The sequence below is a fragment of the Pseudomonas sp. MAG002Y genome (genome assembly GCF_019400845.1).
GTDB classification, from domain to species: Bacteria; Pseudomonadota; Gammaproteobacteria; order Pseudomonadales; family Pseudomonadaceae; genus Chryseomonas; species Chryseomonas luteola.
The window spans coordinates 113,248-139,879 of sequence record NZ_WOEJ01000010.1 but is presented as its reverse complement, the minus strand read 5'-3'; the positions used below and the strand labels follow the sequence as shown (position 1 = coordinate 139,879).

At 55.2% G+C, this 26,632-nt stretch carries 22 protein-coding genes; 7 read left to right on the top strand and 15 right to left on the bottom strand.

Features of this window, described 5'->3' with window-relative positions:
* Window positions 1-19: 19 nt before the first annotated feature.
* Window positions 20-1,441, bottom strand: coding sequence for an amino acid permease (locus GM154_RS15700; protein WP_219652731.1), 1,422 nt, complete (start codon window positions 1,439-1,441; stop codon window positions 20-22).
* 448 nt (window positions 1,442-1,889) lie between these two features.
* Window positions 1,890-4,112, bottom strand: coding sequence for an ATP-binding protein (locus GM154_RS15695; protein ID WP_219652730.1), 2,223 nt, complete (start codon window positions 4,110-4,112; stop codon window positions 1,890-1,892).
* A 174-nt stretch (window positions 4,113-4,286) separates the two neighbouring features.
* Here GM154_RS15695 and GM154_RS15690 point away from each other — a divergent pair, with 174 nt between their 5' ends.
* Window positions 4,287-5,342: an ArsO family NAD(P)H-dependent flavin-containing monooxygenase gene (locus GM154_RS15690; RefSeq protein WP_219652729.1), complete on the top strand. Its 1,056-nt coding sequence runs from the start codon at window positions 4,287-4,289 to the stop codon at window positions 5,340-5,342.
* Here the strand turns inward: GM154_RS15690 and arsH are convergent.
* From arsH to GM154_RS15670, 4 genes are read right to left on the bottom strand one after another with little or no spacing between them, the layout of a single operon-like run.
* The gene (gene arsH / locus GM154_RS15685) at window positions 5,327-6,037 is read right to left on the bottom strand and encodes an arsenical resistance protein ArsH (protein ID WP_258019863.1); all 711 of its coding nucleotides are present in this window, start codon (window positions 6,035-6,037) and stop codon (window positions 5,327-5,329) included. The two genes, GM154_RS15690 and arsH, sit on opposite strands and share 16 nt — an antisense overlap.
* A 14-nt stretch (window positions 6,038-6,051) precedes the next feature.
* Window positions 6,052-6,519, bottom strand: a complete 468-nt coding sequence (locus GM154_RS15680; protein WP_219652728.1) for an arsenate reductase ArsC — start codon at window positions 6,517-6,519, stop codon at window positions 6,052-6,054.
* Between the two features lie 15 nt (window positions 6,520-6,534).
* The gene (locus tag GM154_RS15675; protein ID WP_219652727.1) at window positions 6,535-7,818 is read right to left on the bottom strand and encodes an arsenic transporter; all 1,284 of its coding nucleotides are present in this window, start codon (window positions 7,816-7,818) and stop codon (window positions 6,535-6,537) included.
* Between the two features lie 30 nt (window positions 7,819-7,848).
* Complete coding sequence (locus GM154_RS15670; protein WP_074826448.1) at window positions 7,849-8,205, bottom strand: metalloregulator ArsR/SmtB family transcription factor; 357 nt, start codon at window positions 8,203-8,205, stop codon at window positions 7,849-7,851.
* A 151-nt stretch (window positions 8,206-8,356) separates the two neighbouring features.
* Between GM154_RS15670 and GM154_RS15665 the strand changes: the two genes are divergently transcribed.
* On the top strand, window positions 8,357-8,971 hold the full coding sequence (locus GM154_RS15665) for a cyclodeaminase/cyclohydrolase family protein (protein WP_219652726.1): 615 nt from the start codon (window positions 8,357-8,359) through the stop codon (window positions 8,969-8,971).
* 83 nt (window positions 8,972-9,054) lie between these two features.
* On the opposite strand, the gene GM154_RS15660 is transcribed toward GM154_RS15665, so the two are convergent.
* Window positions 9,055-9,369 (bottom strand): hypothetical protein, encoded by a 315-nt coding sequence (locus tag GM154_RS15660; RefSeq protein WP_010798306.1) that lies wholly within the window; start codon window positions 9,367-9,369, stop codon window positions 9,055-9,057.
* Between the two features lie 645 nt (window positions 9,370-10,014).
* Here GM154_RS15660 and GM154_RS15655 point away from each other — a divergent pair.
* Window positions 10,015-10,485, top strand: a complete 471-nt coding sequence (locus GM154_RS15655; protein ID WP_219652725.1) for an Hsp20 family protein — start codon at window positions 10,015-10,017, stop codon at window positions 10,483-10,485.
* Between the two features lie 412 nt (window positions 10,486-10,897).
* On the opposite strand, the gene GM154_RS15650 is transcribed toward GM154_RS15655, so the two are convergent.
* The 6 genes from GM154_RS15650 to GM154_RS15625 are packed head-to-tail and all read right to left on the bottom strand — an operon-like array spanning window position 10,898 to window position 17,752.
* Window positions 10,898-11,791 carry a hydroxymethylglutaryl-CoA lyase gene (locus GM154_RS15650; protein WP_219652724.1) on the bottom strand — a complete coding sequence of 298 codons (894 nt, stop codon included), beginning with the start codon at window positions 11,789-11,791 and terminating at the stop codon, window positions 10,898-10,900.
* Entirely contained in the window at window positions 11,778-13,688 is a 1,911-nt protein-coding gene (locus GM154_RS15645; RefSeq protein WP_374940323.1) for an acetyl/propionyl/methylcrotonyl-CoA carboxylase subunit alpha, read from the bottom strand. Before GM154_RS15645 ends, GM154_RS15650 begins: the two co-directional genes overlap by 14 nt.
* Window positions 13,685-14,485: an enoyl-CoA hydratase-related protein gene (locus tag GM154_RS15640; RefSeq protein ID WP_219652723.1), complete on the bottom strand. Its 801-nt coding sequence runs from the start codon at window positions 14,483-14,485 to the stop codon at window positions 13,685-13,687. Before GM154_RS15640 ends, GM154_RS15645 begins: the two co-directional genes overlap by 4 nt.
* An 11-nt stretch (window positions 14,486-14,496) precedes the next feature.
* Window positions 14,497-16,104 (bottom strand): carboxyl transferase domain-containing protein, encoded by a 1,608-nt coding sequence (locus GM154_RS15635; protein WP_219652722.1) that lies wholly within the window; start codon window positions 16,102-16,104, stop codon window positions 14,497-14,499.
* A 53-nt stretch (window positions 16,105-16,157) separates the two neighbouring features.
* A complete protein-coding gene (locus tag GM154_RS15630; RefSeq protein ID WP_074826468.1) occupies window positions 16,158-17,321 on the bottom strand; it encodes an isovaleryl-CoA dehydrogenase in 1,164 nt (387 codons plus the stop codon).
* Between the two features lie 44 nt (window positions 17,322-17,365).
* The gene (locus GM154_RS15625) at window positions 17,366-17,752 is read right to left on the bottom strand and encodes a MerR family DNA-binding transcriptional regulator (RefSeq protein ID WP_010798313.1); all 387 of its coding nucleotides are present in this window, start codon (window positions 17,750-17,752) and stop codon (window positions 17,366-17,368) included.
* Between the two features lie 243 nt (window positions 17,753-17,995).
* Here GM154_RS15625 and GM154_RS15620 point away from each other — a divergent pair, with 243 nt between their 5' ends.
* The gene (locus GM154_RS15620) at window positions 17,996-19,678 is read left to right on the top strand and encodes an AMP-binding protein (protein WP_219652721.1); all 1,683 of its coding nucleotides are present in this window, start codon (window positions 17,996-17,998) and stop codon (window positions 19,676-19,678) included.
* Between the two features lie 45 nt (window positions 19,679-19,723).
* On the opposite strand, the gene GM154_RS15615 is transcribed toward GM154_RS15620, so the two are convergent.
* Window positions 19,724-20,143, bottom strand: coding sequence for a hypothetical protein (locus tag GM154_RS15615; RefSeq protein WP_019364174.1), 420 nt, complete (start codon window positions 20,141-20,143; stop codon window positions 19,724-19,726).
* A gap of 136 nt (window positions 20,144-20,279) precedes the next feature.
* Window positions 20,280-23,855 carry an indolepyruvate ferredoxin oxidoreductase family protein gene (locus tag GM154_RS15610; RefSeq protein ID WP_219652720.1) on the bottom strand — a complete coding sequence of 1,192 codons (3,576 nt, stop codon included), beginning with the start codon at window positions 23,853-23,855 and terminating at the stop codon, window positions 20,280-20,282.
* A 130-nt stretch (window positions 23,856-23,985) separates the two neighbouring features.
* Between GM154_RS15610 and GM154_RS15605 the strand changes: the two genes are divergently transcribed.
* The 3 genes from GM154_RS15605 to GM154_RS15595 all read left to right on the top strand — a co-directional run bounded on the left by GM154_RS15605 (window position 23,986) and on the right by GM154_RS15595 (window position 26,503).
* The gene (locus tag GM154_RS15605; protein WP_219652719.1) at window positions 23,986-24,897 is read left to right on the top strand and encodes a LysR family transcriptional regulator; all 912 of its coding nucleotides are present in this window, start codon (window positions 23,986-23,988) and stop codon (window positions 24,895-24,897) included.
* A gap of 81 nt (window positions 24,898-24,978) precedes the next feature.
* On the top strand, window positions 24,979-26,022 hold the full coding sequence (gene mgrA / locus GM154_RS15600) for an L-glyceraldehyde 3-phosphate reductase (RefSeq protein WP_219652718.1): 1,044 nt from the start codon (window positions 24,979-24,981) through the stop codon (window positions 26,020-26,022).
* A gap of 49 nt (window positions 26,023-26,071) precedes the next feature.
* Window positions 26,072-26,503 carry a thiol-disulfide oxidoreductase DCC family protein gene (locus GM154_RS15595; protein WP_219652717.1) on the top strand — a complete coding sequence of 144 codons (432 nt, stop codon included), beginning with the start codon at window positions 26,072-26,074 and terminating at the stop codon, window positions 26,501-26,503.
* Window positions 26,504-26,632 lie beyond the last annotated feature (129 nt).

The following is a 26,632-nucleotide window of genomic DNA, read 5'->3' as shown; positions in this document are numbered from 1 at the left end:
ACGGGTCCAGGTGTCTGGCTTAGTCAGCCGAAGTGGCTGCCAGCGAAGGTTCTGCGGCGTTGGCGTCCGGCTTACGCTTGAGGCGATAGCACGCCACCATGATGACCAGCCATACCGGAATGGCGTAAACCGAGATATTGATGCCGGGAATCAACAGCATGGTGCCCAGGATGAAGACTACAAACGCCAGGCACAGGTAGTTCCCATAGGGATACCAGAACGCCTTGAACGCCGTGCTGACACCCTGGCGCTTCATCTGCGCACGAAACTTCAGATGCGCCAGGCTGATCATCGCCCAGTTGATTACCAGCGTTGCCACTACCAGCGACATCAGGAGCTCAAGCGCCTGCTGCGGCATCAGATAATTGACAACCACCGCCAGGAAGGTAATGGCGGCCGAGAACAGAAGGGCACTTACCGGTACGCCGCGAGTATCGACCTTGGCCAGGAAACGAGGCGCATCGCCTTGCTCAGCCAGACCCAACAGCATGCGTCCGTTACAGTAGCAACCACTGTTGTAGACGGACAACGCTGCGGTCAGTACGACAAAGTTCAGGATGTGGGCCGCTGCATCACTGCCAATCAGAGAGAAGATCTGGACAAAGGGACTACCGCTGTACGCATCGCCAGAGGCAGTCAGCGTCTGTACCAGCGAATCCCAGGGTTTGAGTGAAAGCAGGATGATCAGGGCGCCGACATAAAAGATCAGGATACGGTAGATCACCTGGTTGATGGCTTTGGGAATGACTTTCTTGGGCTCCGAGGCTTCGGCGGCGGTAAAGCCCAGCATTTCCAGGCCACCAAACGAGAACATGATAATGGCCATGGACATGACCAATCCCTGAATGCCGTGGGGGAAGAAGCCGCCATGCGACCACAGGTTGCTGACAGAAGCCTGTGGATCACTGCCACCGATAAGCAGGTAAGTTCCCAGCAGGATCATGCCGATGATGGCAACCACTTTGATGATCGCAAACCAGAACTCGGCCTCGCCGAACAGTTTCACATTGGCCAGGTTAATGGCATTGACCAGCAGGAAAAAGAAGGCGGCGCTGGCCCAAGTGGGTATCTCCGGCCACCAGTAGTGAATGTACTTGCCAACCGCCGTCAGCTCGGACATGCCTACCAGGATATAGAGAACCCAGCAGTTCCAGCCTGACAGAAAGCCGGCAAAGCCTCCCCAGTATCGATGAGCGAAGTGGCTGAACGAGCCGGCTACAGGTTCCTCGACAATCATCTCGCCCAGTTGGCGCATGATGAGAAAGGCAATAAATCCTGCCAGGGCATAGCCCAGGATCATGGAAGGGCCGGCCGACTGCATGACGCCTGCCGAGCCAAGAAACAAACCAGTACCAATAGCGCCACCCAGGGCTATCAATTGGATATGGCGATTTTTCAGGCCACGTTTTAGTGTACCCGATTGGGTGTTACGACCAACCATTTAAACGTCCTCACGCAAGGTGTTGTTATTGTGCGGTGTGAAGCGTGTCTATGCGAAGGCCAAACTAGGTAAAAATGTCGCAGGTACTCCGCCTTTTATCGGTTGAAGCACTCTTTTGATGAGTACACCTGTGATAGGTAAGGTTAATCGAGGCGGTTTTAGAGCTAGAAAGCAGGCAGTCTACGTTCAGGATCATGCGTCACCTTTTATTGTTGTATGTGACGGAGCGGACGTACCGGAGAAGCGGTAATGGAATGTCCTTTCCAGTAGACCTATATGAGCCGAAGCCAGCACAAGTAACAACCCCGGCCTGAAGGACCCGGGCTGTTGCTGTGGGATAAAGTGTCACGTTTTTCTGACAGCCGCGCCAACATCCACGGTTTGCAAGGCTTGCTGTAAAGGTTTCTTGACGAGCAGATCACTAGTAGTTGACTAACGCCTCAGTCAATCAAGCGGCCAGGGGCAGCGTGAAATGAAAGGTGCTGCCTTGTCCGGGATCGCTCACGGCCCAGATTCTACCTCCATGCGCTTCTACAATTCCCTTGCTAATGAATAGGCCCAGCCCGGTTCCCGTTGGGTTGCCTGCCTTGACGTGCCAGTAACGATCAAAGATATGCTTCAATTCGTCATCGGAAATGCCTATGCCGCTGTCTCTGATGGAGAAGCAGGCGTGGCTACCCTCACGCGTCACGGATATTTCGATACTGCCACCAGCAGGCGTGAACTTGATACCGTTACTGATCAGATTCGATAGCACCTGAAAGAGCCGCTCGGCATCGGCATTGAGGATCACGTCGTCTTCTGCATGAATCTTGAGCTGAATGGATTTGGTTTCGGCGAGCGACTGCAATAACTGCACCGCCTGGTGGACCAGACTGGAAGCATCATGGGGCTGAGGTGAAATCTGAAAGCGGCCCGATTCAATCTTGGACAGGTCCAACAGGTCGCCAATCATGCTATTCATGCGTGTAGCGACCGTTTGAATGATATTGATCGCCGACAGCAAGCGCTTGGATGATTCACGTTGATCGCCCACGATCATCCGCTGCATAAGGCCTGCCTGCATGGTCACAATCGTCATGGGATTACGCAGGTCATGGGAGACTACTGCCACAATCTCGTCACGGGCACGTACGGCCTCGCGTTCGCGGGCGACCTGAAGGGCCAGATCAATTTCTATCGCTGAGCGGCGCAAGTCCTTGACGGCATAAATATCTCCAGGAAGCCAGCGCTTGGAGCGTCCACGTACCTGTTCTCGCCAAACGGCAAAGCTGCGCCGCGGATGAGGACGCAGCTGACCGGTATCTGGGTCCGCTTCTAAGGGTTTATTCGGATTACCGCTCCATTTGAGGGTTTTGACCAGCTCTGGTCTGAACCACAGCACCATATTGGTGACTGGCTTGGGCAGGGTAATAGCCATAAGGCCGCTACCTAGGTGCGCATAGGCAGAGGCATCAGCCAGCTCATTGGGTAGACAGCGCGTATGGAAAATCCCGCTCTCGCCAAGTTGCGATTCAGCCCATTGGGCGAGCGCCTTGATTTCAGTATCACCCGGACAATCCCCCACAACCAATACGCGTTGATCGACTAAAATGGCAGCGCCACTGGCATCCGCAAGCGCCAGAAGATCGTCCCCTTTGTACATCAGCCCGATCAACGCCTCATCTTCAGCCGAATGCATGGCTTCCACCAGGCGAGAAAGGTATTCCTGCTTGGCTTCACGCTGCTGTTGGGCATCCCGCTCCTGGAGCGCATTGATCTGGAGCGACGTTAACTCGCCAATTGCCTGGCAAGCGGCACGAATTCGGTAGGGAAGGTAATAGGGCTCCCTATGACCGCAGCTGATCAGGCCCCATAAGGAATCGCCCTGCATAAGCGATACACTCATTGACGCCCGCAAGCCTTGATAGCCAATGTATTCCCGATGCAGCGGCGAAACACTGCGCAGGATTGCACAACTAAGGTCTACCGGCTGGCCTGTCTCGCTTCTGAATGGCGGGAGCAGGGGGGCCGGCTCATAGCGAGCATCGGGAATCAGGCGAATCCAGTTATGCTCATAGAGCTTGCGGGCCTGGGCCGGTATATCAGAGGCAGGAAACCGAAGCTCGAGATAGGGATCTACCTCAGGATCTCGTGCCTCTGCCACCACTTGGCCGTCACCTTCGTTATCGAATCGGTAGACCACAACCCGGTCGAAACCTGTCAGGGCTCTGACCTCCTCGACAACCACCTGCTGCAAATCCGCCAACGTGCGTACTTTTTGCAGGCGACGCAGCGCGCGTGAATTCAGAACGCCGTCAGAAGGCGAAGTGGGTTGAGCACGTTCCAGTTCGAGAAAGATCAAGCCATCATGTTGATGCAGCAGACCCTCGTATTCGTGGCTTCCGACCGTCAATAACAGCGGATTGACCTCGTCGAAATGGGGCTGCCGGAGCGCTTGCTCGACCTGCGACAACGCTTGAGCATTCAGGATCTTTGCAAGAGGCTGTCCAAGTACCGCATCCGCTTTGCAGTCCAAAAGCGTAGGGAGATTGGCGCTGATGTGCTGAACGCGAGTATCGGCTTCTCTAAAAGCAATCAGATACCCATGAGGCTGAATAGCGCCTGGAATATGAATAGGCTCGCTCTCACAGCGTATGGGGTCGGCTTCGCGTTGATCGTGGCCAGTCATGCCGAATGTAAACTCCTTCTAATCCAGAGCTGTGCAGTCAATAACTGCCACTTCGTCTGTTATAGATGTGACTGCATTTGGCCTTGATCGTTTGATCAAGGTGTCGAAGCGGTAGGCACCCCTAGGTGCGTGAACGGTCAGAAACTACCGAGAATGACAGGGTGGAGCAGGGTTATGCAGCAGATTGACGTGGTTGTGGTAGGAGGAGGGCAGTCCGCGCTGGCAGTTGCCTATTTCCTGCGTCGTACGTCACGTTCATTCGTGTTGCTGGATGCAGAGCAGCATCCAGGTGGTGCCTGGCAACACGGGTGGGATTCGTTGCATCTGTTCTCACCGGCCAGCTCCATTCCTGGTTGGCCCATGCCTCCTACCCACGAAGAAACGCCTTCACGTGACCATGTCCTGGATTATCTGACCCGATATGAGCAGCGTTACGGGTTTCCCATCAGGCGTCCTGTCTGGGTAGAGAGCATTGAGCCACACCCGAACGGCTTGCTGGTCAAGGCTGGCGCAGAGGCATGGCTGGCCCAGGCGGTAGTTAGTGCAACCGGAACCTGGCGACATCCCTATACGCCCCGTTATCCGGGCCAAACGCTGTTCAGAGGGCAGCAGATTCATTCGGCACAGTATGTCAATCCCGAGCCCTTTATGGGCAAAACCGTATTGATTGTCGGAGGGGGCAATTCAGGGGCTCAGATCCTGGCTGAAGTATCCAGGGTGGCAGAGGCTCATTGGATTACCCTGGCGGATCCACAATTTCTACCGGACGATGTGGATGGATATGTCCTGTTCGAGCGAGCAACCGAGCGCTGGAGGGCGCAGCAGGAAGGCCGCGTCTGGGATGAGCCCGCGGGTGGGCTGGGCGATATTGTCATGGTTCCCAGCGTGAAGGAGGCAAGGACACGAAGCGTATTACGGGCCGTGCGGCCATTCGAGCGCTTTACTGAGAGCGGCGTAGTCTGGTCCGACGGACATGAAATTGCAGTAGACGCGGTAATCTGGTGCACGAGCTTCAGGCCTGCGTTGACGCATCTGGAAGCGCTGGGGCTAGTCGAGCCGGATGGACGCGTTCAGGTTAACCGCACTCGTTCGGTCAAGGAGCCCCGTGTGTGGCTCGTGGGCTACGGTGAGTGGACCGGTATGGCATCAGCAACGCTGGTAGGCGTCACCCGAACGGCACGGAGCACCGTTCAGGAGATTGAAGTCTATCTCGATCAGAGGGAGCGTTGATTGACGCGCCGGGACAGTGCCTCGGCAGATTCCTTGCGTTCCGAGTAACGATCTACCAGATACGTCTGGCGCCCACGGAGCAGGAGCGTGAACTTCATCAGTTCTTCCATGACGTCCACTAGGCGATCGTAATAGGGCGAAGGTTTCATTCGTCCTGCCTCATCGAATTCCAGAAACGCCTTGGGCACCGAGGACTGATTTGGAATCGTGAACATCCGCATCCAACGACCTAAAACACGCAGTTGATTCACGACATTGAAAGACTGCGAGCCTCCGCAGACTTGCAGAACAGCGAGGGTCTTGCCTTGGGTAGGGCGAACCGCACCCATGGCCAGCGGAACCCAGTCGATTTGTGCTTTGAAAACGGCGCTCATGGAGCCGTGTCGCTCAGGTGAGCACCATACCTGACCTTCTGACCATTGCATCAATTCCCGCAGCTCAACGACTTTCTCATGGGTGTCGGGGGCATCGTCAGGCAAGGGGAGATCTGAGGGGTCAAAAATTTGGACGTCGGCGCCAAAATGTTCGAGCAGAAGAGCGGCTTCCTGTGTCAGGAGTCGGCTGAAGGAGCGCTCTCGGTTCGATCCATAAAGCAACAGGATCCTGGGCTTATGGGGCAGGGGCTGCTGACTATCCAGGCGCTCGACAGCGGGAATGTCGATCAGGGACATATCGAGATTCGGCAGGTTATCCAAGTAAAGCCTCCCGGTCAGTTGCCAAGCGCATTAACTGCGGAGCGGAGTTCGTCCCGATTCAACCGATCAAACGGTAGGGCAAGGAATGCCTGCACGCGCTGCTCGATGATCCTTAGCGTTTTCTCGAAGGCTTGCTGAATATCCGCTTCGCTGGCCTCCAGTGCAGAGGGATCCTCCAGCCCCCAATGAGTCTTGAGTGCATGACCAAAATAGACCGGGCAGGCTTCGCCAGCTGCCCGGTCGCAGACGGTAATAACTACATCAGGCGGAGCGTCAGCAAACACGTCGGAAGACTTGCTATAAAGTCCCTCCGTTGTAATACCAGCCCTTTTTAAAGCATCTAAAGTCAATGGACTGACCTCCCCACTAGGATGGCTACCAGCGCTAACCGCCTCGAATCCATCAGGAGCCAGATGATTGAACACTGCCTCCGATAGAATGCTTCTGCAACGGTTATGGGTACACATGAACAGTACTTTCATAAAGCCTCCTGGCGCTTACAGACTTAAACGCAGAGCGAGCGCAGCAAGCGTCGCGAGCAAAACGGGCAGGGTAAGCACGATACCTACCTTGAAGTAGTAACCCCAGGTAATCGTAATGTCCTTGCGTGCAAGAACATGTAGCCAGAGCAGCGTGGCCAGACTCCCGATAGGGGTGATCTTCGGGCCCAGATCGCTGCCAATAACGTTGGCGTAAATCATGGCCTGCTGGACCACACCGCTGGTTTCACTGTCATGAATAGAAAGCGCTCCAATGAGAACCGTAGGCAGGTTGTTCATGATGGACGACAAAAAAGCGGTTAGCAGGCCGGTTCCGATTGCAGCGCCCCATACACCGTAATGAGCGCAATATTTCAATGCCTGCGTCACGTAGTCTGTCAGGCCCGCATTGCGTAGCCCGTATACCACCAGATACATCCCAAGGGAAAAGACGACAATTTGCCAGGGAGCGTCCTTGAGAACCTTCTGGGTGCTGATCACATGACCTCGCGCCGCAATTACGAATAGCAGCAGGGCACAGGCCGCAGAAATAACGCTGATAGGTACACCCATCGGCTCAATGATGAAGAAGCCAATGAGCAAAAGGCCCAGCACCCACCAGCCAGCAATGAACGTTGCACGGTCTCGTATGGCTTCACGGGGGTCCTTGATCTGGGCCAAGTCGTAGTGCTGAGGGATTTCACGGCGGAAAAACCAGAGCAGCATAATCAGCGTGGCCAGGATGCTCACGATATTCACGGGTGCCATGATGGCGGCATATTCGCCAAAGCTGATGCCGAAATAATCCGCCGAAACGATGTTTACCAAGTTGGATACCACGAGCGGCAGGCTGGCTGTATCGGCAATAAAACCGGCCGCCATGACAAATGCCAGCGTGGCGGCTGGTGAAAAGCGCAAGGCCATTAGCATGGCGATGACAATAGGGGTAAGGATCAACGCCGCACCGTCATTGGCGAACAGGGCAGAAACCGCAGCCCCCAGCAGGATAATGAACGCGAACAGCCTGCGTCCATTGCCGCCACCCCAGCGGGCGACATGCAATGCGGCCCATTCGAAAAAGCCTGCCTCATCCAGTAGCAGGCTGATGACGATAATGGCGATAAAGGTGGCAGTAGCATTCCATACGATATGCCATACGACCGGGATGTCTCCCAGGCTTACGACACCTGTCAGAAGTGCCAGAACGGCTCCTAGGGATGCGCTCCAGCCCACGCCTAACCCTTTGGGCTGCCAGATGACCAGAACGATCGTTATCAGAAAGATCAAAGATGCAATCAGCATGCATGAAACTCGATGGAAGGTTGACGTTGATTAACAGCAAAGCGCCTTACGCTCGGGACGGTTACCCATTTTGTGCAGGCGTTCCATGTCCACCGCGAGCCACGCTGGATTGGCTTCCAGCGTGCTCCGAAGGACAGCCCGAATCCACCCGGGCAAGGTTGGGTGAATCCGGTAATACACCCATTGGCCCTGGCGACGATCCGCTAGCAGTCCACATTGGCGCAGGTGTGCCAGATGGCGAGAAATCTTTGGTTGGATTTCATCCAGAGCGCTAGCAAGTTCACATACACATAGCTCTTCCTCTTGAAGGATCAGCAATGTCATGCGTGCACGGGTCTCGTCGGCGAGGCATTTAAACAGGAGTGAAGGCGTCAGGGATTGGGACATATATGGCTTCCTTCAATAAGGGAGGCACTATAATTAATATATGAAAATTCGTATATATGCATATCCATATAATCTGTTAACACTTACGTTGGAAACGTATTTGCTTGCTGGCCGCTCTGATAAGAACAGACAAAGAGTGCAGGTGTGAATCATGAGCAGTATCTGGAGCATGACGCTGGCAGCCTTTCGTGATGCAACGGCTGCCAACAGCTCGACACCCAGCTGTGGGGCAGCAGCGGTCGTCTCGGCCACGATGGGAAGTGCGTTGATACTCATGGCGCTGCGGATCAGCGAATCCAAATCGGCTGCTCCTGGTCGGAGCGAGCTGATCAAGCGCGTCGAGCAGCAGATGGCGAAGCTTGGTACCTACGCCGACGCAGATGTAAAAGCGTTTGAGCGCTATATGGATGCGGCTCGACTACCGGAGCATTCCTCAATCCAGGCAGAAGAACGTGAGCAGGAGGTACAAGATGCCGTGGTCGAGGCCACGCAGGTCCCGTTGAAAACAGCAGAAACCTGTCTCGAACTGCTTCGTCTGGCGGAAGAAGGCGTTTCGTTTACATCCGAGAATGTGCTGAGCGACATACTCTCTGGGAGTCTGTTATTGCAGGGTGGGTTATCGGCGGTACTGCTCAATGTAGATGCAGATGCAAAGATGCTGGAGAAGGGCAAGATGCGGGAGCAGGCAGTTACAAAACGGCAATGGCTTGAGCAGCAGGCAGACCTGTATCTACAGTCCATTAGAAAGGCGGTCTGTACCTGCTAGACACTTTTCTACGGATGTGACTAGCCATTTAGCCTGAATAAGCCAAATGGTTCTATCGTACCTGTACGGTGTTGCAGTACGGGTTAAGTTGCTTTTTCGATAGCTAGGGCCAGCAGATCCTTGGGTTCCAGGTCACGTCCCAATACATCAATCACGCCCGGCGTAAAGCTGGCCGTGATTTTTTTGGGATTGGACTTCCAGCCCTGAAGAATCATCAATGTCGCCTTCTGGCCATTCTTATGGATGACTCGTAAAGAGGCACGTGATAATTGTGTCAAAAGTGCCTCAATTTCGCTGATTTCATCAGTGTCGTGCGGGATAATGATCAGCTCGTTGCGTTTGCGATCATCAAAAAAGATTTCTTCGGTGCGGCGCAGGGCGTTGTTGTATTTGGCCATGAAAGGTATCTCGAAATCGGTAGGGAGACGGGAGCAAAGGCTCTGAACCAGTCTCAATATTGCTGGAGCTCCATCAGCTACGACCGGCCATGAGAACGGTGAACTGTTCAGCCTGAGCCTCGCCTGAGAAAAATTTCAGGCGATCTGAAACGAGATTTTCCAGCCGCTATAGCGTTTGCATACTACGCACAGGCAGTTTGCAAACGTTTTCCAATTTAATGGGGCAACCGTTACGAGCACTTACTCGACAACAACGGCGAGATTTGGCGGGGATCAAAAATTTCATAGCTGAATCAACTTCTTACCTTCAGCATGAATACCGCGTTGCTCAAACCCGTCCATCTCACGTGCTTGAAAGGGTAGCGTTCATAGCGCTAGAAAAGTGAGACGCATGTCTCGTTATTGCATTTTGCTGTCTTCTGATCGTCATAAAGTCGACGCCAATACGAAAGAAGTTGCACCGATACGCAGCGAAGCCGTATTCATCTACCGACTCCTGCACACATCGGCTGATACTAGGTGGAGATTTACCGTTCGTCGGGCGTGCTACTTGAAAAAAGCGAGAGGGTTCCTATATGGAGTCCTGCAGGGCGCCGAAGTCGGGCCCTGCGTTGAAACTTGCTGATGACTCAGGAGATTCCCTATATGAACACTGCATTCTCTCTTGCTCCCTTGTTCCGCCATTCCGTTGGATTCGACCGCTTCAATGACCTGTTCGAATCCGCGCTGCGCAACGAGTCGGGCAGCTCCTACCCACCCTATAACGTGGAAAAGCATGGCGACGATCGCTATCGCATCGTGATCGCGGCTGCCGGCCTTGCCGAAGAAGACCTTGAGCTTGAAGTGGAGCGGGGCGTATTAACCGTGAAAAGCGGCCGTCGCGAGAAGAACGCTGACAGCGTGACCTATTTGCACCAGGGCATCGCCCAGCGTGCCTTCAAGCTGTCCTTCCGCCTGGCTGATCACATTGAGGTGAAGGGCGCGAGCTTGAAGAATGGCTTGCTCAACATCGATCTGGTACGTGAAGTACCGGAAGAGGCCAAGCCCAAGCGCATCGCTATCAATGGCCAGTTGAGTGCCAATGAAAAGCCTGCGCTGGAAGGTCAGAGTGCCTAAGTAATACCAGCCCATATAGTCTTTTCAAACACCTCCATAAAAAGCAAAAGCAGCAAGTCATCAAAAAAGACGCTACGTTAAGAAGCTGACTTCATACAAACGTAGCTTTCATGTCAGGAGAAGAGGGCATTACCAGCCGTAGAAATGAATCGCTGTCTAACCAAATATTTTTCCAGTGCTCCAGTTTCATCTTTTCCTTCCAGATCAGCGGAGCGGGGCATTCGCGTCGGCATCGTAATCAGCGTTTCGAGCAGTAATCGAACGGTAGGAAATACGCCCAATGTATCCAGACCTCTAGCATTGCTCCATGATGTTGATGCTTACCTCATGAAGCATGATCGGTAAAAGCGGGTACGTTGCATATGAACCGTTACGAGTACCTATAAAGTCTCGTAACGGTAGGGAAGGAGCGCTATTTAAAAGCCTTGGCGACTCGAGAGCCTGTATCGCGGCCTAGGACCTCACAGATTCGCTGACCTGCGGCAATCAGCCGAGAAAGATCTACTCCAGTCTGGATACCAAGGCCGTTGAGCATGTAGAGCACGTCCTCTGTGGCCACATTACCGCTTGCACCCGTTGCATAGGGACAGCCTCCCAGGCCGGCAACAGAGCTATCGACCACAGAGACACCCTCCAGCAGGGCAGCATAGATATTGGCCAATGCCTGGCCATAAGTGTCGTGGAAATGCACAGCCAGTCGATCACACGGAATCTCTTGGGAGAGCTTACCTATGAGCGTTCGTACAGCACCCGGTGTACCAATCCCTATCGTGTCACCTAATGAAATTTCACGGCACCCCATATCAATCAGTTCACGTGCAACTGATAAGACTTGATCAGGCGTAATGTCGCCCTCATAAGGACACCCCAGTACGCAGGAAACATACCCACGGACGCTAATCCCATGCTGCCGTGCAGCCTCCATTACAGGTTTAAACCGCTGCAGGCTCTCATTGATAGAGCAGTTGATATTACGTTGAGAAAAGCTCTCGGATGCTGCTGCAAAGATGGCTATTTCTTTCACACCTACATTCAAGGCAGCTTCGAAACCCATCATGTTAGGCGTCAAGGCACTATAGGTAATACCAGCCCTTTTAAAGATCTTCAAAAATAGATCAGAACTCCCTGCCATCTGCGGCACCCACCTGGGAGAAACAAAACTACCCACTTCAATGTAATCAAGGCCAGTGTCAGTCAAATCATTTACCAGCCGTACCTTGTTCTCCAGGCTAATCGGCTGTGTTTCATTCTGAAGGCCATCTCGTGGGCCTACCTCAACCAGACGAACACGCTCAGGCAGCATCATCAGCCTCCATTTCAACCAAGGTTGAACCCTCGCTGACCATGTCACCCTCATGGTAAAGGATGGCCTTGAGCATGCCTGGAGTCTGGGCCCGGATGGTATGTTCCATCTTCATGGCTTCCAGAACCACTAGGGGAGCGCCGGCTTCAACACGCTGACCTGGTTCTACCAGTATCCGCACAATGCTGCCATTCATAGGAGCGGTAAGCCCGCCTGAGTGAACCGTTTTATTGGTTGCGGCCTGTATGGGATCGAAGCGGGTAAGGGTGTGGGTTTCGCCTCGCCAATTCAGATAGAGGTTGTCGTCGCGGCGCTGCGCCTTGACCTTTCGATCTTTTCCATCCCAGACAACACGCTGTTTTTCTTCATTGCATATCAGCGTTACTGCCTGCCGATTCGGCAAGCCTGCTCGCCATCCGGGCAACGATGCCCAGGGAGCGCTGGGGTCATCAGCCCTTGCTACCGGCGGCTCACTGCCTAGCCAGCCTTGAACAGCTGCTTGCCAGAAATCATTGTCATGCTCTGCAGGGGCTGGCAGTAATTCATTCCGATACCGAGGAATGAAATCTGTATCCAGTTCAGCACGCGCGAAGGCGGGGTGAGCCAACACGCGCTTGAGAAAGGCCAGGTTGGTTCGCAGCCCGCCTACCTGGGTATGCTCCAGCATGGCGAGCAGACGTTGTCTGGCTTCTTCGCGGTTCTCGCCCCAAGCGATGACCTTGGCCAGCATGGGATCGTAAAAGGGCGATACTGTATCACCCTCGGTTACACCACTATCGACGCGGCGACCTGGACCACTGGCGGGTTCCTGATAGAGATGCAAGGTACCGGTAGCGGGCAGGAAATCATTGCCAGGATCTTCTGCATACACGCGTACCTCAATAGCATGCCCTTCAAGCGGGACCTGATCCTGAGTGATGGGCAGGGCTTCACCTCGGGCGATGCGAATCTGCCAAGCAACAAGATCCAGTCCGGTGATAGCCTCTGTCACAGGATGCTCTACCTGTAAGCGCGTGTTCATCTCCATAAAGAAGAATTCGCCACGGTCGTCCAACAGAAACTCGACGGTACCGGCACCGACATAGCCGATCGCCTGTGCAGCCCGTACGGCAGCTTCTCCCATGGCTTTACGCAATGCAGGAGAAAGTCCGGGGGCAGGGGCTTCTTCTATGACTTTCTGATGGCGACGCTGAATCGAACAGTCGCGTTCGTTCAGATACAAACAATGACCGTGCTGATCGGCAAAGACTTGTATTTCGACATGTCGAGGCTTGAGCACGTATTTTTCAACCAGCATGCGGGCGTCGCCAAAGGCAGATTGAGCTTCACGCTGCGCCGAGGCCAGGGCATCAGCCAGATCGGCCTCTCGCTCAACGATTTTCATACCCTTGCCACCACCGCCAGCAGCCGCTTTCAGCAGAACGGGATAGCCGATCTGCTCGGCGGCCTGTCTGAATGTTTCTAGCGTCTGGTCCTCGCCATGATAGCCGGGAACCAGGGGCACGCCGGCGGTTTCCATCAGGGCCTTGGCGGCAGACTTGCTACCCATCGCCACAATTGCGGAGGCGGGAGGGCCGAGAAAGAGCAGGCCTGCTTCTTCAATCGCTTGGGCAAAGGCTGCATTTTCGGAAAGAAAGCCATACCCCGGATGGATGGCCTGGGCACCGCTGTGCTTGGCCGCTGCAATAATCTTGTCAATACACAGATAGCTTTCGCCCGGTTTACTACCACCTAGGTTTACAGCCAGGTCTGCTTCGCGAACATGGCGGGCTGTAATGTCGATCTCGCTGTGCACCGCGACCGTTCGGATACCCAGCGATTGGGCGGTACGCATGATACGACAGGCAATCTCGCCGCGATTGGCGATCAGGAGAGTGTCGAGAGGCTTTAACATGCTCATACGGAGGGCTCCTGCCAGCTGGGCATACGTTTTTCAAGGAAGGCGCTTAGCCCTTCCTGTGCTTCAGGGCTTACCCGCAGTGATGCAATGAAGTGCTGGGTATAACCTTTCAATGCATCATCCAGGTTTGCAGCCGTACCCACTTGGTGTAGCAAGCTCTTGCAGGCTTTAAGGGCTGCGGGGCTGTTGAGGAGCAGATTGTTTTTCCACTCATTGACGGCGGCTTCCAGTTGGTCAGCCGGGTAGGTTTCATCCAGTAGCCCCAAGGCTTGTGCACGACCACTGGAAAAGCGCTCGGCTGTCAAGGCATAGCGACGCGTGGCTCGCTCGCCAATAGCCCGGACGACATAGGGGCTGATCACTGCCGGAGCCAGACCGATGCGGACTTCAGAAAGACAGAACACAGCATCCTGCGAACCGATGGCCATGTCGCAACAGGCAATCAATCCAAGCGCTCCACCAAAGGCCGCTCCCTGCACGACCGCCAACGTAGGTTGGGGTAGGGCATGAAGTGTTTCCATTAAAAGGCTCAGTCGTTGTGCATCGTCATGGTTTTCCTTGAGGCTCAAGGTGGCCGATGCCTGCATCCAGGCAAGGTCTGCTCCTGCGGAAAAGTGCCGTCCCTGTCCACGCAGAATCAGAAACCGGATGGCCTCATTAGCACCAATTGCTTCCAATGCGTGAATGAGCTCGGCAATCACCTCGGCATTGAACGCATTGTTTTTTTCCGGGCGGTTCAGCCACAAGGTGGCAACGCCGCGGCTGTCGATATCAAGTTGCAAGGTCTGGTAAGTCATCGCAGGATTCCTTACATGCGGAACACGCCAAAGCGGGTCGGCTCAATAGGTGCGTTTAAAGAAGCAGAGATAGCCAGGGCCAGTACTTCACGCGTCTGGGCAGGGTCGATCACGCCGTCATCCCATAAACGGGCGCTGGAGTAGTAGGGGTGACCCTGACGGTCGTACTGCTCAAGGATCGGCTCTTTGATGGCCGCTTCCTCTTCCAGGCTGAGTGCTCCGCCTGTCCGCTCGGTCTGTTCCCGCTTGACCTGCACCAGTACACCGGCTGCCTGTTCACCGCCCATTACCGCGATACGGGCGTTAGGCCACATCCAGAGGAAGCGGGGATCATAGGCTCGGCCGCACATGCCGTAATTTCCCGCGCCAAAGCTGCCGCCAATGATCACGGTAAACTTGGGGACTTGTGCGCAGGCGACAGCGGTCACAAGCTTGGCCCCATGCTTGGCAATGCCGCCTGCTTCATATTTCTGGCCAACCATGAAGCCCGTGATGTTTTGAAGAAACACCAGCGGAATACCTCGCTGGCAGGCCAGCTCGATGAAGTGCGCACCTTTTTGCGCCGCCTCGGCAAACAGGATGCCGTTATTGGCCAGAACTGCTACGGGGTAGCCGTGTAAATGCGCAAAACCGCAGACCAGCGTAGGTCCGAACAGCGCCTTGAACTCATCGAATTCGCTACCATCAACCAGACGCGCAATCACTTCGCGAACGTCGTAGGGCTGTTTGGCATCTGCCGGGATAACCCCATAAAGCTCATCGGGTGAGTATTTAGGTGCTACAGGGGAGCGCATCTGTACCTGACCCTGTTTGCGCCAGTTCAAATGGCCAATACAGCGACGCGCCAGAGCAAGGGCATGCTCATCATTCTCGGCGTAGTAATCCGCCACGCCGGACACTTTGCAATGTACATCAGCGCCACCCAGTTCCTCAGCGGTCACTACCTCACCGGTAGCGGCTTTGACCAGGGGCGGACCGGCCAGAAAGATGGTGGCCTGGTTGCGAACCATGATGGTTTCGTCCGCCATGGCGGGCACATAGGCGCCACCGGCAGTACAAGAACCCATCACTACCGCAATCTGCGGAATGCCTTGGGCGCTCATGGTTGCCTGGTTGAAGAAAATTCGTCCGAAATGATCGCGATCAGGAAAGACCTCATCCTGTCGGGGCAGGTTGGCACCGCCAGAATCCACAAGGTAGATACACGGCAGTCGGTTCTCTTTGGCAATGGCCTGAGCACGCAGGTGCTTTTTGACGGTAAGGGGGTAATACGTCCCTCCTTTGACCGTCGCATCGTTGGCAATGATCATGCACTCCACACCCTCGACTCGGCCAATGCCGGCCACCACGCCAGCCGCCGGTACGTCCTCGCCATAAACCTCATGAGCGGCAAGTTGGGCAACCTCCAGAAAAGGCGAGTTGAGGTCGAGCAGGTGATCAATGCGGTCTCGTACCAGCAGTTTGCCGCGTGAGGTATGACGCTCCTGCGCCTTGGGCCCGCCGCCTTGCTGGATGTGGGCAAGCAGCGCGTGCAGGTTCGCCACCTGTGCCTGCATGGCGTCTTGATTGCGGATAAAGTCAGGCGAGCAGGGGTCGAGCTGACTGGTTAGAACGGTCATGGCGGATCTCGCTTCAGCGTTGTTGTTGGAATGTCCGCAGGATAGAAAGTGGGTTACATTGTCTCCTTGAACAACTCGCGCCCGATCAGCATGCGTCGGATCTCGCTGGTCCCGGCACCGATTTCGTACAGCTTGGCATCGCGCAGAAGGCGACCGGTCGGGAATTCATTGATATAGCCATTGCCGCCCAGAATCTGGATGGCATCCAACGCCATCTGAGTGGCTCGCTCAGCCGTATAGAGAATGACGCCCGCGGCATCTTTGCGCGTGGTTTCTCCTCGATCACAGGCTTGGGTAACGGCATACAGGTACGCGCGGCTGGCATTGAGTTGGGTATACATGTCCGCCACCTTTCCCTGGATCAGCTGGAACTCGCCAATGCTCTGGCCAAACTGTTTGCGGTCGTGAATGTAGGGGACAATGACATCCATGCAGGCCTGCATGATGCCGACAGGTCCGCCAGAGAGTACGACACGCTCGTAATCCAGCCCGCTCATAAGTACCTTTACGCCCCCGTTCAGGGCGCCAAGGATGTTTTCTTCCGGCACCTCGACGCCATCGAAAAAGAGTTGGCAGGTATTGGAGCCCCGCATCCCCAGCTTGTCGAACTTGTTGCTGCGGCTGAAGCCTTTCCAGTCACGTTCAACGATGAATGCTGTGATGCCGTGTGGTCCTTTATCCAGATCAGTCTTGGCATAGATCACATAGGTATTGGCATCTGGTCCATTGGTAATCCAGGTTTTAGTGCCGTTGAGGATGTAGCGGTCACCCTGTTTCTCTGCACGCAGTTTCATGGAAACCACGTCAGAACCGGCATTGGGCTCGCTCATGGCCAGCGCGCCGACATGCTCACCTGATACCAGCTTGGGCAGATATCTGGCTTTCTGCTCAGGTGTACCATTACGGTGGATCTGATTGACGCACAGGTTTGAATGCGCACCATAGGAAAGGGCGATAGAAGCCGAGCCTCGGCTGATTTCTTCCATGGCCACCACATGAGCCAGATACCCCAGTGTCGAGCCGCCGTACTCCTCATTCACCGTGATGCCTAGGAGGCCCATGTCGCCAAATTTGCGCCAGAGGTCATGAGGGAACGTATTCTCACGGTCAACGGCTTCTGCGCGGGGTGCGATTTCCGCTCTGACAAAGCTTTGCACCTGCTCGCGCAGCATGTCGATGGTTTCGCCGAGGCCAAAGTTGAGCGAGGGGTATGTCATGGGGTCACCTGTGATTGTTTTTGTCTGGTGGAAGCAAAAAGGGATCAAGCCGTGGCGTTAGCCATCTCCAGCGCCGCACGACAGCGCTCTTCAGCCGTGTCCAGTTCAAGCTGCATCTGTTGAATATCCAGCAGCTGCTGTGCAAGCTGCTCGCGACGTTCCGCAATCTTGGTCAGCATGCTATTGAGCTGCTTCTGGTTACCTGAACTCGGGTCATACAATTCGATCAATTCCCGGCACTCCGCCAGCGAAAACCCGATTCGCTTACCCCGCAGAATCAACTTGAGCGTGACGCGATCCTTGGCCGAGTAGATGCGCTCCTGACCACGCCGCTCGGGCGTAAGCATGCCTTGCTCCTCATAGAAGCGAATGGTGCGGGTTGTAATATCCAGCTCTCGGGCCAGATCGGAAATGCTGTAACTCGCCGTCATATGTAAACTCAACTGGATTACCTTTACGTTAACGTAAAGCTGGTCAGCGAAGCTGTCAACTCGCTTCGGTAATGTCTGGATGCAAATACCTCGCAAGCACGCCAGACACCTCTTCAGAAATTTGGTTGTGCTGGTTGGATACAACGACTTGCCATGCCCTTTACGTTAACGTAAAGATGACTAGGCTTTAGCGGTAGCCACATGAGTCAGCAGTTCCCACAACAATGACAAGAAGGGAAAGCCATGAACCAACCGAGCTATACCCAGGGCCGTCAAGACAAGCCCTTACTGGCCATGACGATTGGAGAGGCCTTTGATCTTACAGTAGCCCGTTACCCTGAGCGCGAAGCGCTAATTGTTCGTCACCAGAATGTACGGCTGACCTGGCAGGCGTTGGCCGAGGAGGTAGAGCGTTGCGCCAGGGCCTTGGTAGCATTGGGTGTAGAGCAGGGGGACCGACTGGGTATCTGGGCACCAAACTGCATGGAATGGTGCGTCATGCAGTTTGCCAGCGCTAGAATCGGGGCCATTCTGGTCAATATCAACCCGGCATATCGGGTAGGTGAGCTGGAGTATGTGCTGAAGCAATCCGGCTGCCGTTGGCTGGTGTGCGCGCATACCTTCAAGACGTGCGACTACCACGCCATGTTGAACGAGCTTCTCCCTGATCTTGAAAGCCAGCCCCCAGGGCGGCTGCGCTGTGTAAACCTTCCGGATCTGCACGGCATAATCACGCTGGGCGAAACGGCACCTGCCGGTTTCCTGCGTTGGAGTGATCTTGCCAATTTCGCCAAGCAAACGAGCACGGCTGATGTGCATGAGCGCAGCGCGCTACTTCAGTTCGATGACCCTATCAATATCCAGTACACCTCGGGCACCACAGGCTTTCCCAAGGGAGCCACTCTGAGTCATTACAACATTCTCAATAACGGCTACATGGTGGGAGAAAGCCTTGGGCTGACCGAGCGGGATCGTCTGGTCATTCCCGTACCGCTGTATCACTGCTTCGGTATGGTCATGGGTAATCTAGGTTGCCTGACCCACGGTTCCACCATGATCTATCCAGCGCCATCTTTTGAGCCGTTGGCAACATTGAGCGCTGTCTCGGAAGAGCAGGCCACCGTGCTCTATGGCGTTCCCACCATGTTTATCGCCGAACTTGATCATCCCGAACGCGTGCGTTTTGATTTGTCCTCCCTGCGCAGCGGCATCATGGCAGGATCGACATGCCCGATCGAAGTGATGCGCCGAGTCATAACCGAGATGCACATGAGCGAAGTGCAGATTGCCTATGGCATGACCGAAACCAGTCCGGTCTCCCTTCAGACCAGCCCGGACGATGAACTGGAGCGCCGCGTTACCACCGTGGGCCGCAGTCAGCCCCATTTGGAAAGCAAGATCGTCGATGAGCAGGGCCGCATCGTTCCTCGTGGGCAAATAGGCGAGTTATGTACACGCGGCTATAGCGTGATGCTAGGCTATTGGGAAAACCCAAAGGCCACATCCGACGTGCTGGACGGTGCCCGCTGGATGCATACGGGCGACCTTGCTTGCATGGACGAGCAGGGCTATGTGCAGATCGTGGGCCGCAGCAAGGACATGATCATTCGGGGTGGTGAAAACGTCTATCCACGTGAAATCGAAGAGTTCCTATTCCGTCACCCGTCAGTGGCAGATGTTCAGGTAATTGGCATTCCTGACGACAAGTACGGTGAGGAGATCGTCGCCTGGGTCAAGCTGCATGACGGGCACAGCCCGCAGGAGGAGGTACTTCGCGACTTCTGCAAGGCCCACATCGCACACTTCAAGGTGCCGAAACATGTTCGCTTCGTAGACGAGTTTCCCATGACCGTAACGGGCAAGATTCAGAAATTTCGCATGCGGGAAATCATGATCGAGGAGCTGACGCAGCGAAAGGCGTCGTAGTGCGTACCGCTCCCGCTAGTCATGATGTCAGCGGGAGCGGGGGAATTATTTGTACTTGCTCTCGATCTTGCGCTTTTCCAGCGTGTACTGGGTCATGTCAATTTGACCCAGCTGAAGCTGGCTATCAAGCGTGTCCAAGTCCTTGTCACGCTCAGCATCAAGCTTAGCCTTGGTGGCCTGATAGTTGATGACCTTGGCTGCATCGTAACCGCCAACCGGGTCCCAGATGATGGAAAGAGGCCAGAGCAGAAGATTCACGACGCCAAAGCCGTATTCTCTGGTATAGAAAGAACCTCCTCCGGGAAGAAGGCCAAGGCCTGCTGCAAGACCAGGGCTCTTTTCTTGAACGACCAGACCGCGGGCTTCGTACCGGTCGAGTTCTGACTTCTGAAAACTGTTCAAGCCAGAGGCACATCCATTTAATAATACGGCCATTCCGATAGCCGCAACTGCTTTACGATACATCACTAATCCTTTCGGGCATCCTTGATTCGCACCATGCGAATTGTGATTAGGTTAACATTTTGCCGTGCCGTTGATAAAGCTACCTCCTGCATTGGGATACGAGCGGCTCATTCCTGCAACCGCTCGATTCAACACCTTACAGCTGGGTAGTACGAATGCGCTGCAGGGTCTCCTGTACCTCAGCGGCAGCGTCTACAAACGAGGCTTGTTGCCTCAAGCGGGCCAGCAGTTCGGCACGCTTGCGTTCGGTAGTAGCCAGATAACGCTCCTGCACCGGGCCGAACCCCCGAATGTCCAGCGGTAACTTGGCAAGCTCAACTGCAACGGAATAATTGTCAGGCGTCAGACGCTGCAGGATTTCATCCAGGTTGGCTTCGTATTCCCTGAGCGTCTTCAACTCTCGCTTGCGGTCTTCAGTGCGGGCAAAGGGGTCCAGCCAGGTATTGCGGATACCTTTCAGGCGCGCCAGCATGCTGAAGCCTTTCATCATCCAGGGTCCGAACTGCTGCTTCTTCGGACCCTCACCAGCCTTGGATTTATTGAAGATAGGCGGAGCCAAATGGAAGTTGAGCGTGTAGTCGCCTTCAAACATCGAAGCAATCTTGCGTTGGAAGTCGCCATCGGTGTACAGACGCGCCACCTCGTACTCATCCTTGATAGCCAGGACCTTGTAATAGGCACGGGCAACCGCCTCGCTCAATTCACCAGGCTGTCCCATCAGGACTGTGTCAGCTGCCTTGATCTTTTCAAGACGCGCAAGGTAGCGCTCGGCATAGGCGGTGTTCTGGTACGCCGTCAGATCATCCACACGCCGCAGAATCACTTCTTCAAGGGTTTTGGATAACTGGTGAGACGCGGTAACAACGGAGCCTTCCTTGACCTTCTGCTCAACCCGCGCCTGGTCAACGGCAGTTCGACGGCCCCAGATGAAGGCTTTTTTGTTCAGCTCGACGGCAGCGCCATTCATTTCGATCGCCTGGAATAGCGAGTCCTGGCTAACCGGCAGCCAACCTTTCTGATAGGCCACTCCCATCAAAAAGGTATTGGTTGCAATCGAGTCGCCCATCAGCGAAGTAGCGATACGGCTGGCATTAAGGAAAAAGGCACGATCCGTTCCTACGGCTTCGGCGATCTGAGCGGCCATGTCCGTAGACTGGAATTGAGGATCGGGATGGGTGTGAACATCGCCACTGTTTGCCTGATGGGCAAAGGTGCGAACAAAGTGGCTGGTTACGCTTTCCTGACTGTTGACGAGCGCATGGGTGACGCCCTGGCGAAGCTTATCAAGCGTCTCGGCATTGGCACTGACGATGAGATCGCCACCTAACAACAGGTTGGTTTCACCTTCAGCAATGTGGGGTGCAAAGAGCTGCTCCTGCCGCTCGGCGATCCGTACATGAGTCCACACTGCGCCACCTTTCTGCGCCAGCCCCGCCATGTCCAGCGTCAGCACTCCCTTGCCTTCAAGATAAGCCGCCATGCTCAGGAGGGCACCGATCGTGACGACTCCTGTACCGCCCACACCAGTTACCAGAATGCTGTAAGGCTCACTGACCGAGGCCAGTACAGGCTCAGGCAGATCCCAACTATCGGAAGGGTCTTCCGCCAGCGCCTTGGCCTTGCGCAGCTTTCCGCCTTCCACCGTGACAAAGCTCGGGCAGAAACCTGAAAGACAGCTGAAATCCTTGTTGCAAGCGGATTGGTCGATCTCGCGCTTGCGTCCGAACTCAGTCTCGACCGAAGCCACGGACATGCAATTGGACTTGCTGCTGCAATCACCGCAGTTTTCACACACGGCCTCGTTGATCACAACGCGACGAGCGGGATCAGGATAGGCACCACGCTTGCGGCGACGTCGCTTCTCGGCGGCACATGTCTGGTCGTAGATGATGACGGATGCGCCCGGGTGCTCTCGCAGCTCACGTTGCACAGCGTCCAGCTCGTCACGGTGTTTGACCGGTACATTCTCGGCAAGCCCTTTGACTGGCTTGTATTTGTCCGGGTCATCCGTGACGACCACGATGCGCTCGATACCCTCGGCGCGTAGCTGCTGGGAAATCTGCGGCACGGTCAAGGTACCGTCCACCGGTTGGCCGCCTGTCATGGCCACGGCATCGTTGTAGAGAATCTTGTAGGTAATCGGTACTTTCGCGGCGACCGATGCGCGAATGGCTAGAAGCCCTGAGTGGAAATAAGTCCCATCGCCCAGGTTCGCAAATACATGCTTTGTCTGGGTAAACGGTGCCTGTCCTACCCAGGCGACACCTTCACCACCCATCTGGCTGAATGTCTGGGTGTGCTCAGGGTAGATCCAGGTTGCCATGTAGTGACAACCGATCCCGGCCAGTGCGCGACTGCCTTCCGGGAGCTGAGTAGAAGTGTTGTGTGGACAGCCAGGGCAGTAATGGGGCATCCGCGCCATCTTGGTGACCAGTCCGCCTTTGGCTGCCAACTGAGCATCCAGCACTGCCAGCCGCATCTGCAGCAGGCCATTGGACTGGCGTTGCAGGATGCGCTTGGCCACTGCACGGGCAATCTGCGCCGGGGTCAGGTCACTGGTGGCCGGGAGCAGCCAGTCCGTATGGGGCAGTGACCATTCGCCCTTGTCATCAAACTTGCCCACGATGCGTGGACGGACATCCTCGCGCCAGTTGTACAGCTCTTCTTTGAGCTGGTATTCGATCAACTGGCGTTTTTCTTCCACCACGATGATTTCTTCCAGCCCGTCGGCAAAATGCCGGACGCCTTCGGCTTCCAGGGGCCAGACCATGCCCACCTTGTACACGCGCAAACCGATCTGCCGGGCCATGTCTTCGTCGATACCTAGAATCTTCAGGGCTTGGCAGACTTCCAGATACGATTTGCCTGACGTGATAATACCGATGCGGGCGTTGGGAGAATCATGGGTGATGCGGTCGAGCCCGTTGGCCCGCGCATAGGCGAGGGCGGCATAGAGCTTATGCTCCAGCAAGCGCTTCTCTTGCACCAGTGGCGGATCGGGCCAGCGTATGTTGAGACCATCCGCCGGGAGCTCATAGGTAGGCACCTTGGGCTGTACACGAAGCGGGTCGACATCGACCACCGCGCCACTTTCCACGGTTTCCGAAATGGCTTTCATGGCCACCCAACAGCCTGAATAGCGGGACATGGCCCAGCCATGCAAACCAAAATCGAGGTATTCCTGCACCCCGGAGGGAGACAATACCGGCATCATCACGGCCTTGAAGATGTGCTCGGTCTGATGAGGCAGGGTGGAAGAACGAGCGCCATGGTCGTCACCAGCGATAACCAGCACGCCGCCAAAGCGTGAAGAGCCTGCAGCGTTAGCGTGGCGGAAGACATCGCCACAGCGGTCAACGCCTGGGCCTTTGCCATACCACATGCCAAACACGCCGTCGTATTGCGCACCCTGGAAGAGGTTGACCTGCTGTGATCCCCAGACGGCCGTAGCGGCCAGGTCTTCGTTCAGGCCGGGCTGAAAGACAACGTGATGCTGTTTGAGATGGCTCTGAGCCTTCCATAAAGCCTGGTCCAGGCCGCCCAGTGGCGAGCCACGGTAGCCCGAGATGAACCCAGCAGTATTCAAACCTGCTGCAAGATCACGTTGCCGTTGCATCAAGGGTAGGCGAACGAGCGCCTGGATACCGGTTAGCAGGATGCGCCCGCTTTCCAACGTGTACTTTTCATCCAACGTCTTGTTGGCTGCACTCATTCGCTATTCCTCGAATTATTGTTTTTGTCATCAGGATCGGGGCGAGCGAAGCCCCATTTGCTTTTGAGTGTAGGAAGGGGTACAGGTAACGTAAAATTCTAAAAACCGCACTCAGGTATTCGAAAATCAGATGGCCAGCTCCAAAGATATTTCGATGCGTCAACTACGCTACTTTGTGGCGGCTGCCACCACGGGCCGTTTCTCCCAGGCGGCATTGGATGTCCATGTTTCCCAGTCCGCGATTACCTCAGCAGTGGCTCAACTGGAGGAAAATCTGGGGGTCAATCTGTTTGAGCGACAGCCCTACGGGGTTGCTCTGACAGCAGAAGGGCACCGGTTCCTGCAGCATGCCCGGCACATTCTCGATACGCTGAACGATGCATTCAAGGAACCCCTATTCTTGAGTCATACCCAGGAGGGAGTGGTGCGCGTAGGAGCCACCTACGCAGTGCTGGGGTATTTTCTGCCCAGCCTGCTGGCTCGCTTCAAGCGCAGCTATCCGCAGGTGGATATTGATCTAGTGGACATGGATCGGCCCAGTATCGAGCAGGCTGTTCTGGAAGGGCGCCTGGATCTTGGCCTGATCATTGTGTCCAACAGCGAGGCCATTGACCGTTTCGAGCATTATGTTCTGATCCGATCACGCCGCCAGCTCTGGCTGGCCAGTCACCACCCGCTGATGACCAAACCTGATATTACTCTCAAGGATGTGGCCGAGCATGCCTATATCCTCGGGACGGTCGAAGAGGGCGAAGCCTCGACCCAGCGCTATTGGCACGCCCGCGGTCTGGAACCAAAGGTCGCGTTTCGAACGTCCTCCATGGAGTCTGTACGTGGCCTGGTTGCCCATGGATTTGGCGTGACCATCCTGTCGGACATGGTGTTTCGTACCTGGTCGCTTGAAGGCAAGAAGATCGAGGTACGCCCGCTCAATGATGCCGTTCCGCCTATGGAGCTCGGGCTGATCTGGAAGCCGGATACCGAACTGCCGACGGCGGCAGAAGCCTTTCGACAATTTCTCATTCAAGCCTGCGGAATGTAGAAGCACTTTTGCTAGATAGTAATGTTGTCGTATAACCGTTGCAGACCTAGACATAAGCACAACAGAAAAGAGGAGAATGCCTTGAGCTACATGGCAGCCATCAACCGATACGAATCCATGCCTTACCGTCGGGTAGGCAAGAGTGGTCTGGTCCTGCCCGCGCTGTCCTTGGGCTTGTGGCACAACTTCGGTGACACCACACCCATTGAAAACCAGCGGGCCCTGTTACGTACGGCGTTCGACTTTGGCATCAACCATTTCGATCTGGCCAATAACTACGGTCCCCCCTACGGCAGCGCCGAAACCAACTTTGGCCGAATCCTACGGGAAGACTTCAAGCTCTATCGGGACGAGCTGATCATTTCCAGCAAAGCCGGCTGGGATATGTGGCCAGGGCCTTATGGACAGGGCGGTGGCTCACGCAAATACGTCCTGGCAAGCCTTGATCAAAGCTTGAAGCGTATGGGGCTGGATTACGTCGATATCTTCTACTCCCACCGCTTCGATGCCAACACACCACTTGAGGAAACCGCCAGTGCATTGGCTACGGCCGTGCAGCAGGGCAAGGCCCTGTACATTGGCATATCATCCTATTCAGCTGGCAAGACACGCGAGATGGCGGCACTGCTCAAGGAGTGGAAGGTTCCTCTTCTCCTCCATCAGCCTTCCTACAACCTGTTCAATCGCTGGATCGAAAAAGATCTGCTGGACGCAACTGATGAGGTCGGTGCAGGCGTCATCGCATTTACACCGTTGGCCCAAGGCTTGCTGACCGGCAAATACCTCAATGGCGTACCGGAGGATGCACGGGTGAACCGTCCCGGTGGTGCCTCCTTGCGACCGGAGCACCTGTCCGATGACAACATCGCACGGGCGCGCGCACTGAATGATATTGCCCAGCGTCGCGGTCAGAGTCTGGCTCAGCTTGCCCTGGCCTGGACGCTACGCGATCCGCGTGTCACCTCGGCGCTGATCGGAGCGAGCCGTCCGGAGCAATTGCAGGAAAATATCGGCGCGCTAGGCAGCCTATCCTTTACACCAGAAGAGCTGGCAGAAATCGATAAGTATGCCGTTGAAGGGGGAATCAATCTGTGGGAAAAACCCTCTACCGATAGCCCTATCTGATCGAATGAAAGGGTATGGCCTCTTCAGGTCGTACCCTTTGGAGAAGTATATGCAACCCGCGTGGCCGCTCACCTTGTTTTACGATGGCGACTGTCCGCTGTGTGCCCGCGAGATTCGACATCTGCGTCGATATGCTGACCCTGCACGTCTTTTATTTACAGACGTAGCTGATCCAACCTTCGAGGCACCGGCACCTGGCATGTCATCACAGCAGTTCAGGGATCTGTTGCACGCCCGATTTGCCGACGGGCAATGGGTCAAGGGGCTAGATGCAACCTATTGGAGTTGGCGAGCGGCAGGGCTTGGCCGTTGGGCTGCCCCTCTTGCCTGGAAGCCGTTGCGGCCGTTGTTTGATTTGGGTTATCGCCTGTTTTTACGCGCTCGCCCGCAACTGGCCTGGATTCCTCATCCGGAAGGCTCCAGGCGCTGCAAGGATGATCAATGTACGCTTCCTGAGAAACCGAACGCTACTCGCGATTAACAGCTAGAAAGTAGCTCTATAAGGTTTCTTAAAAGGAAATGACCAGCAGGTCATCTTTATTCCTTACCGTTTGGTTTGAGGATCCGGGCAATCTTTGAACTTTTCCTATGCGTTCTGATGTCCCAATAG

What these genes read in the sequence shown, in the direction of transcription:
- GM154_RS15700 (WP_219652731.1), bottom strand. Translation starts at nt 1,441, where the DNA reads ATGGTTGGTCGTAACACCCAATCGGGTACACTAAAACGTGGCCTGAAA.
- GM154_RS15695 (WP_219652730.1), bottom strand. Translation starts at nt 4,112, where the DNA reads ATGACTGGCCACGATCAACGCGAAGCCGACCCCATACGCTGTGAGAGC.
- GM154_RS15690 (WP_219652729.1), top strand. Translation starts at nt 4,287, where the DNA reads ATGCAGCAGATTGACGTGGTTGTGGTAGGAGGAGGGCAGTCCGCGCTG.
- GM154_RS15680 (WP_219652728.1), bottom strand. Translation starts at nt 6,519, where the DNA reads ATGAAAGTACTGTTCATGTGTACCCATAACCGTTGCAGAAGCATTCTA.
- GM154_RS15675 (WP_219652727.1), bottom strand. Translation starts at nt 7,818, where the DNA reads ATGCTGATTGCATCTTTGATCTTTCTGATAACGATCGTTCTGGTCATC.
- GM154_RS15670 (WP_074826448.1), bottom strand. Translation starts at nt 8,205, where the DNA reads ATGTCCCAATCCCTGACGCCTTCACTCCTGTTTAAATGCCTCGCCGAC.
- GM154_RS15665 (WP_219652726.1), top strand. Translation starts at nt 8,357, where the DNA reads ATGAGCAGTATCTGGAGCATGACGCTGGCAGCCTTTCGTGATGCAACG.
- GM154_RS15660 (WP_010798306.1), bottom strand. Translation starts at nt 9,369, where the DNA reads ATGGCCAAATACAACAACGCCCTGCGCCGCACCGAAGAAATCTTTTTT.
- GM154_RS15655 (WP_219652725.1), top strand. Translation starts at nt 10,015, where the DNA reads ATGAACACTGCATTCTCTCTTGCTCCCTTGTTCCGCCATTCCGTTGGA.
- GM154_RS15650 (WP_219652724.1), bottom strand. Translation starts at nt 11,791, where the DNA reads ATGATGCTGCCTGAGCGTGTTCGTCTGGTTGAGGTAGGCCCACGAGAT.
- GM154_RS15645 (WP_374940323.1), bottom strand. Translation starts at nt 13,688, where the DNA reads ATGAGCATGTTAAAGCCTCTCGACACTCTCCTGATCGCCAATCGCGGC.
- GM154_RS15640 (WP_219652723.1), bottom strand. Translation starts at nt 14,485, where the DNA reads ATGACTTACCAGACCTTGCAACTTGATATCGACAGCCGCGGCGTTGCC.
- GM154_RS15635 (WP_219652722.1), bottom strand. Translation starts at nt 16,104, where the DNA reads ATGACCGTTCTAACCAGTCAGCTCGACCCCTGCTCGCCTGACTTTATC.
- GM154_RS15630 (WP_074826468.1), bottom strand. Translation starts at nt 17,321, where the DNA reads ATGACATACCCCTCGCTCAACTTTGGCCTCGGCGAAACCATCGACATG.
- GM154_RS15625 (WP_010798313.1), bottom strand. Translation starts at nt 17,752, where the DNA reads ATGACGGCGAGTTACAGCATTTCCGATCTGGCCCGAGAGCTGGATATT.
- GM154_RS15620 (WP_219652721.1), top strand. Translation starts at nt 17,996, where the DNA reads ATGAACCAACCGAGCTATACCCAGGGCCGTCAAGACAAGCCCTTACTG.
- GM154_RS15615 (WP_019364174.1), bottom strand. Translation starts at nt 20,143, where the DNA reads ATGTATCGTAAAGCAGTTGCGGCTATCGGAATGGCCGTATTATTAAAT.
- GM154_RS15610 (WP_219652720.1), bottom strand. Translation starts at nt 23,855, where the DNA reads ATGAGTGCAGCCAACAAGACGTTGGATGAAAAGTACACGTTGGAAAGC.
- GM154_RS15605 (WP_219652719.1), top strand. Translation starts at nt 23,986, where the DNA reads ATGGCCAGCTCCAAAGATATTTCGATGCGTCAACTACGCTACTTTGTG.
- GM154_RS15595 (WP_219652717.1), top strand. Translation starts at nt 26,072, where the DNA reads ATGCAACCCGCGTGGCCGCTCACCTTGTTTTACGATGGCGACTGTCCG.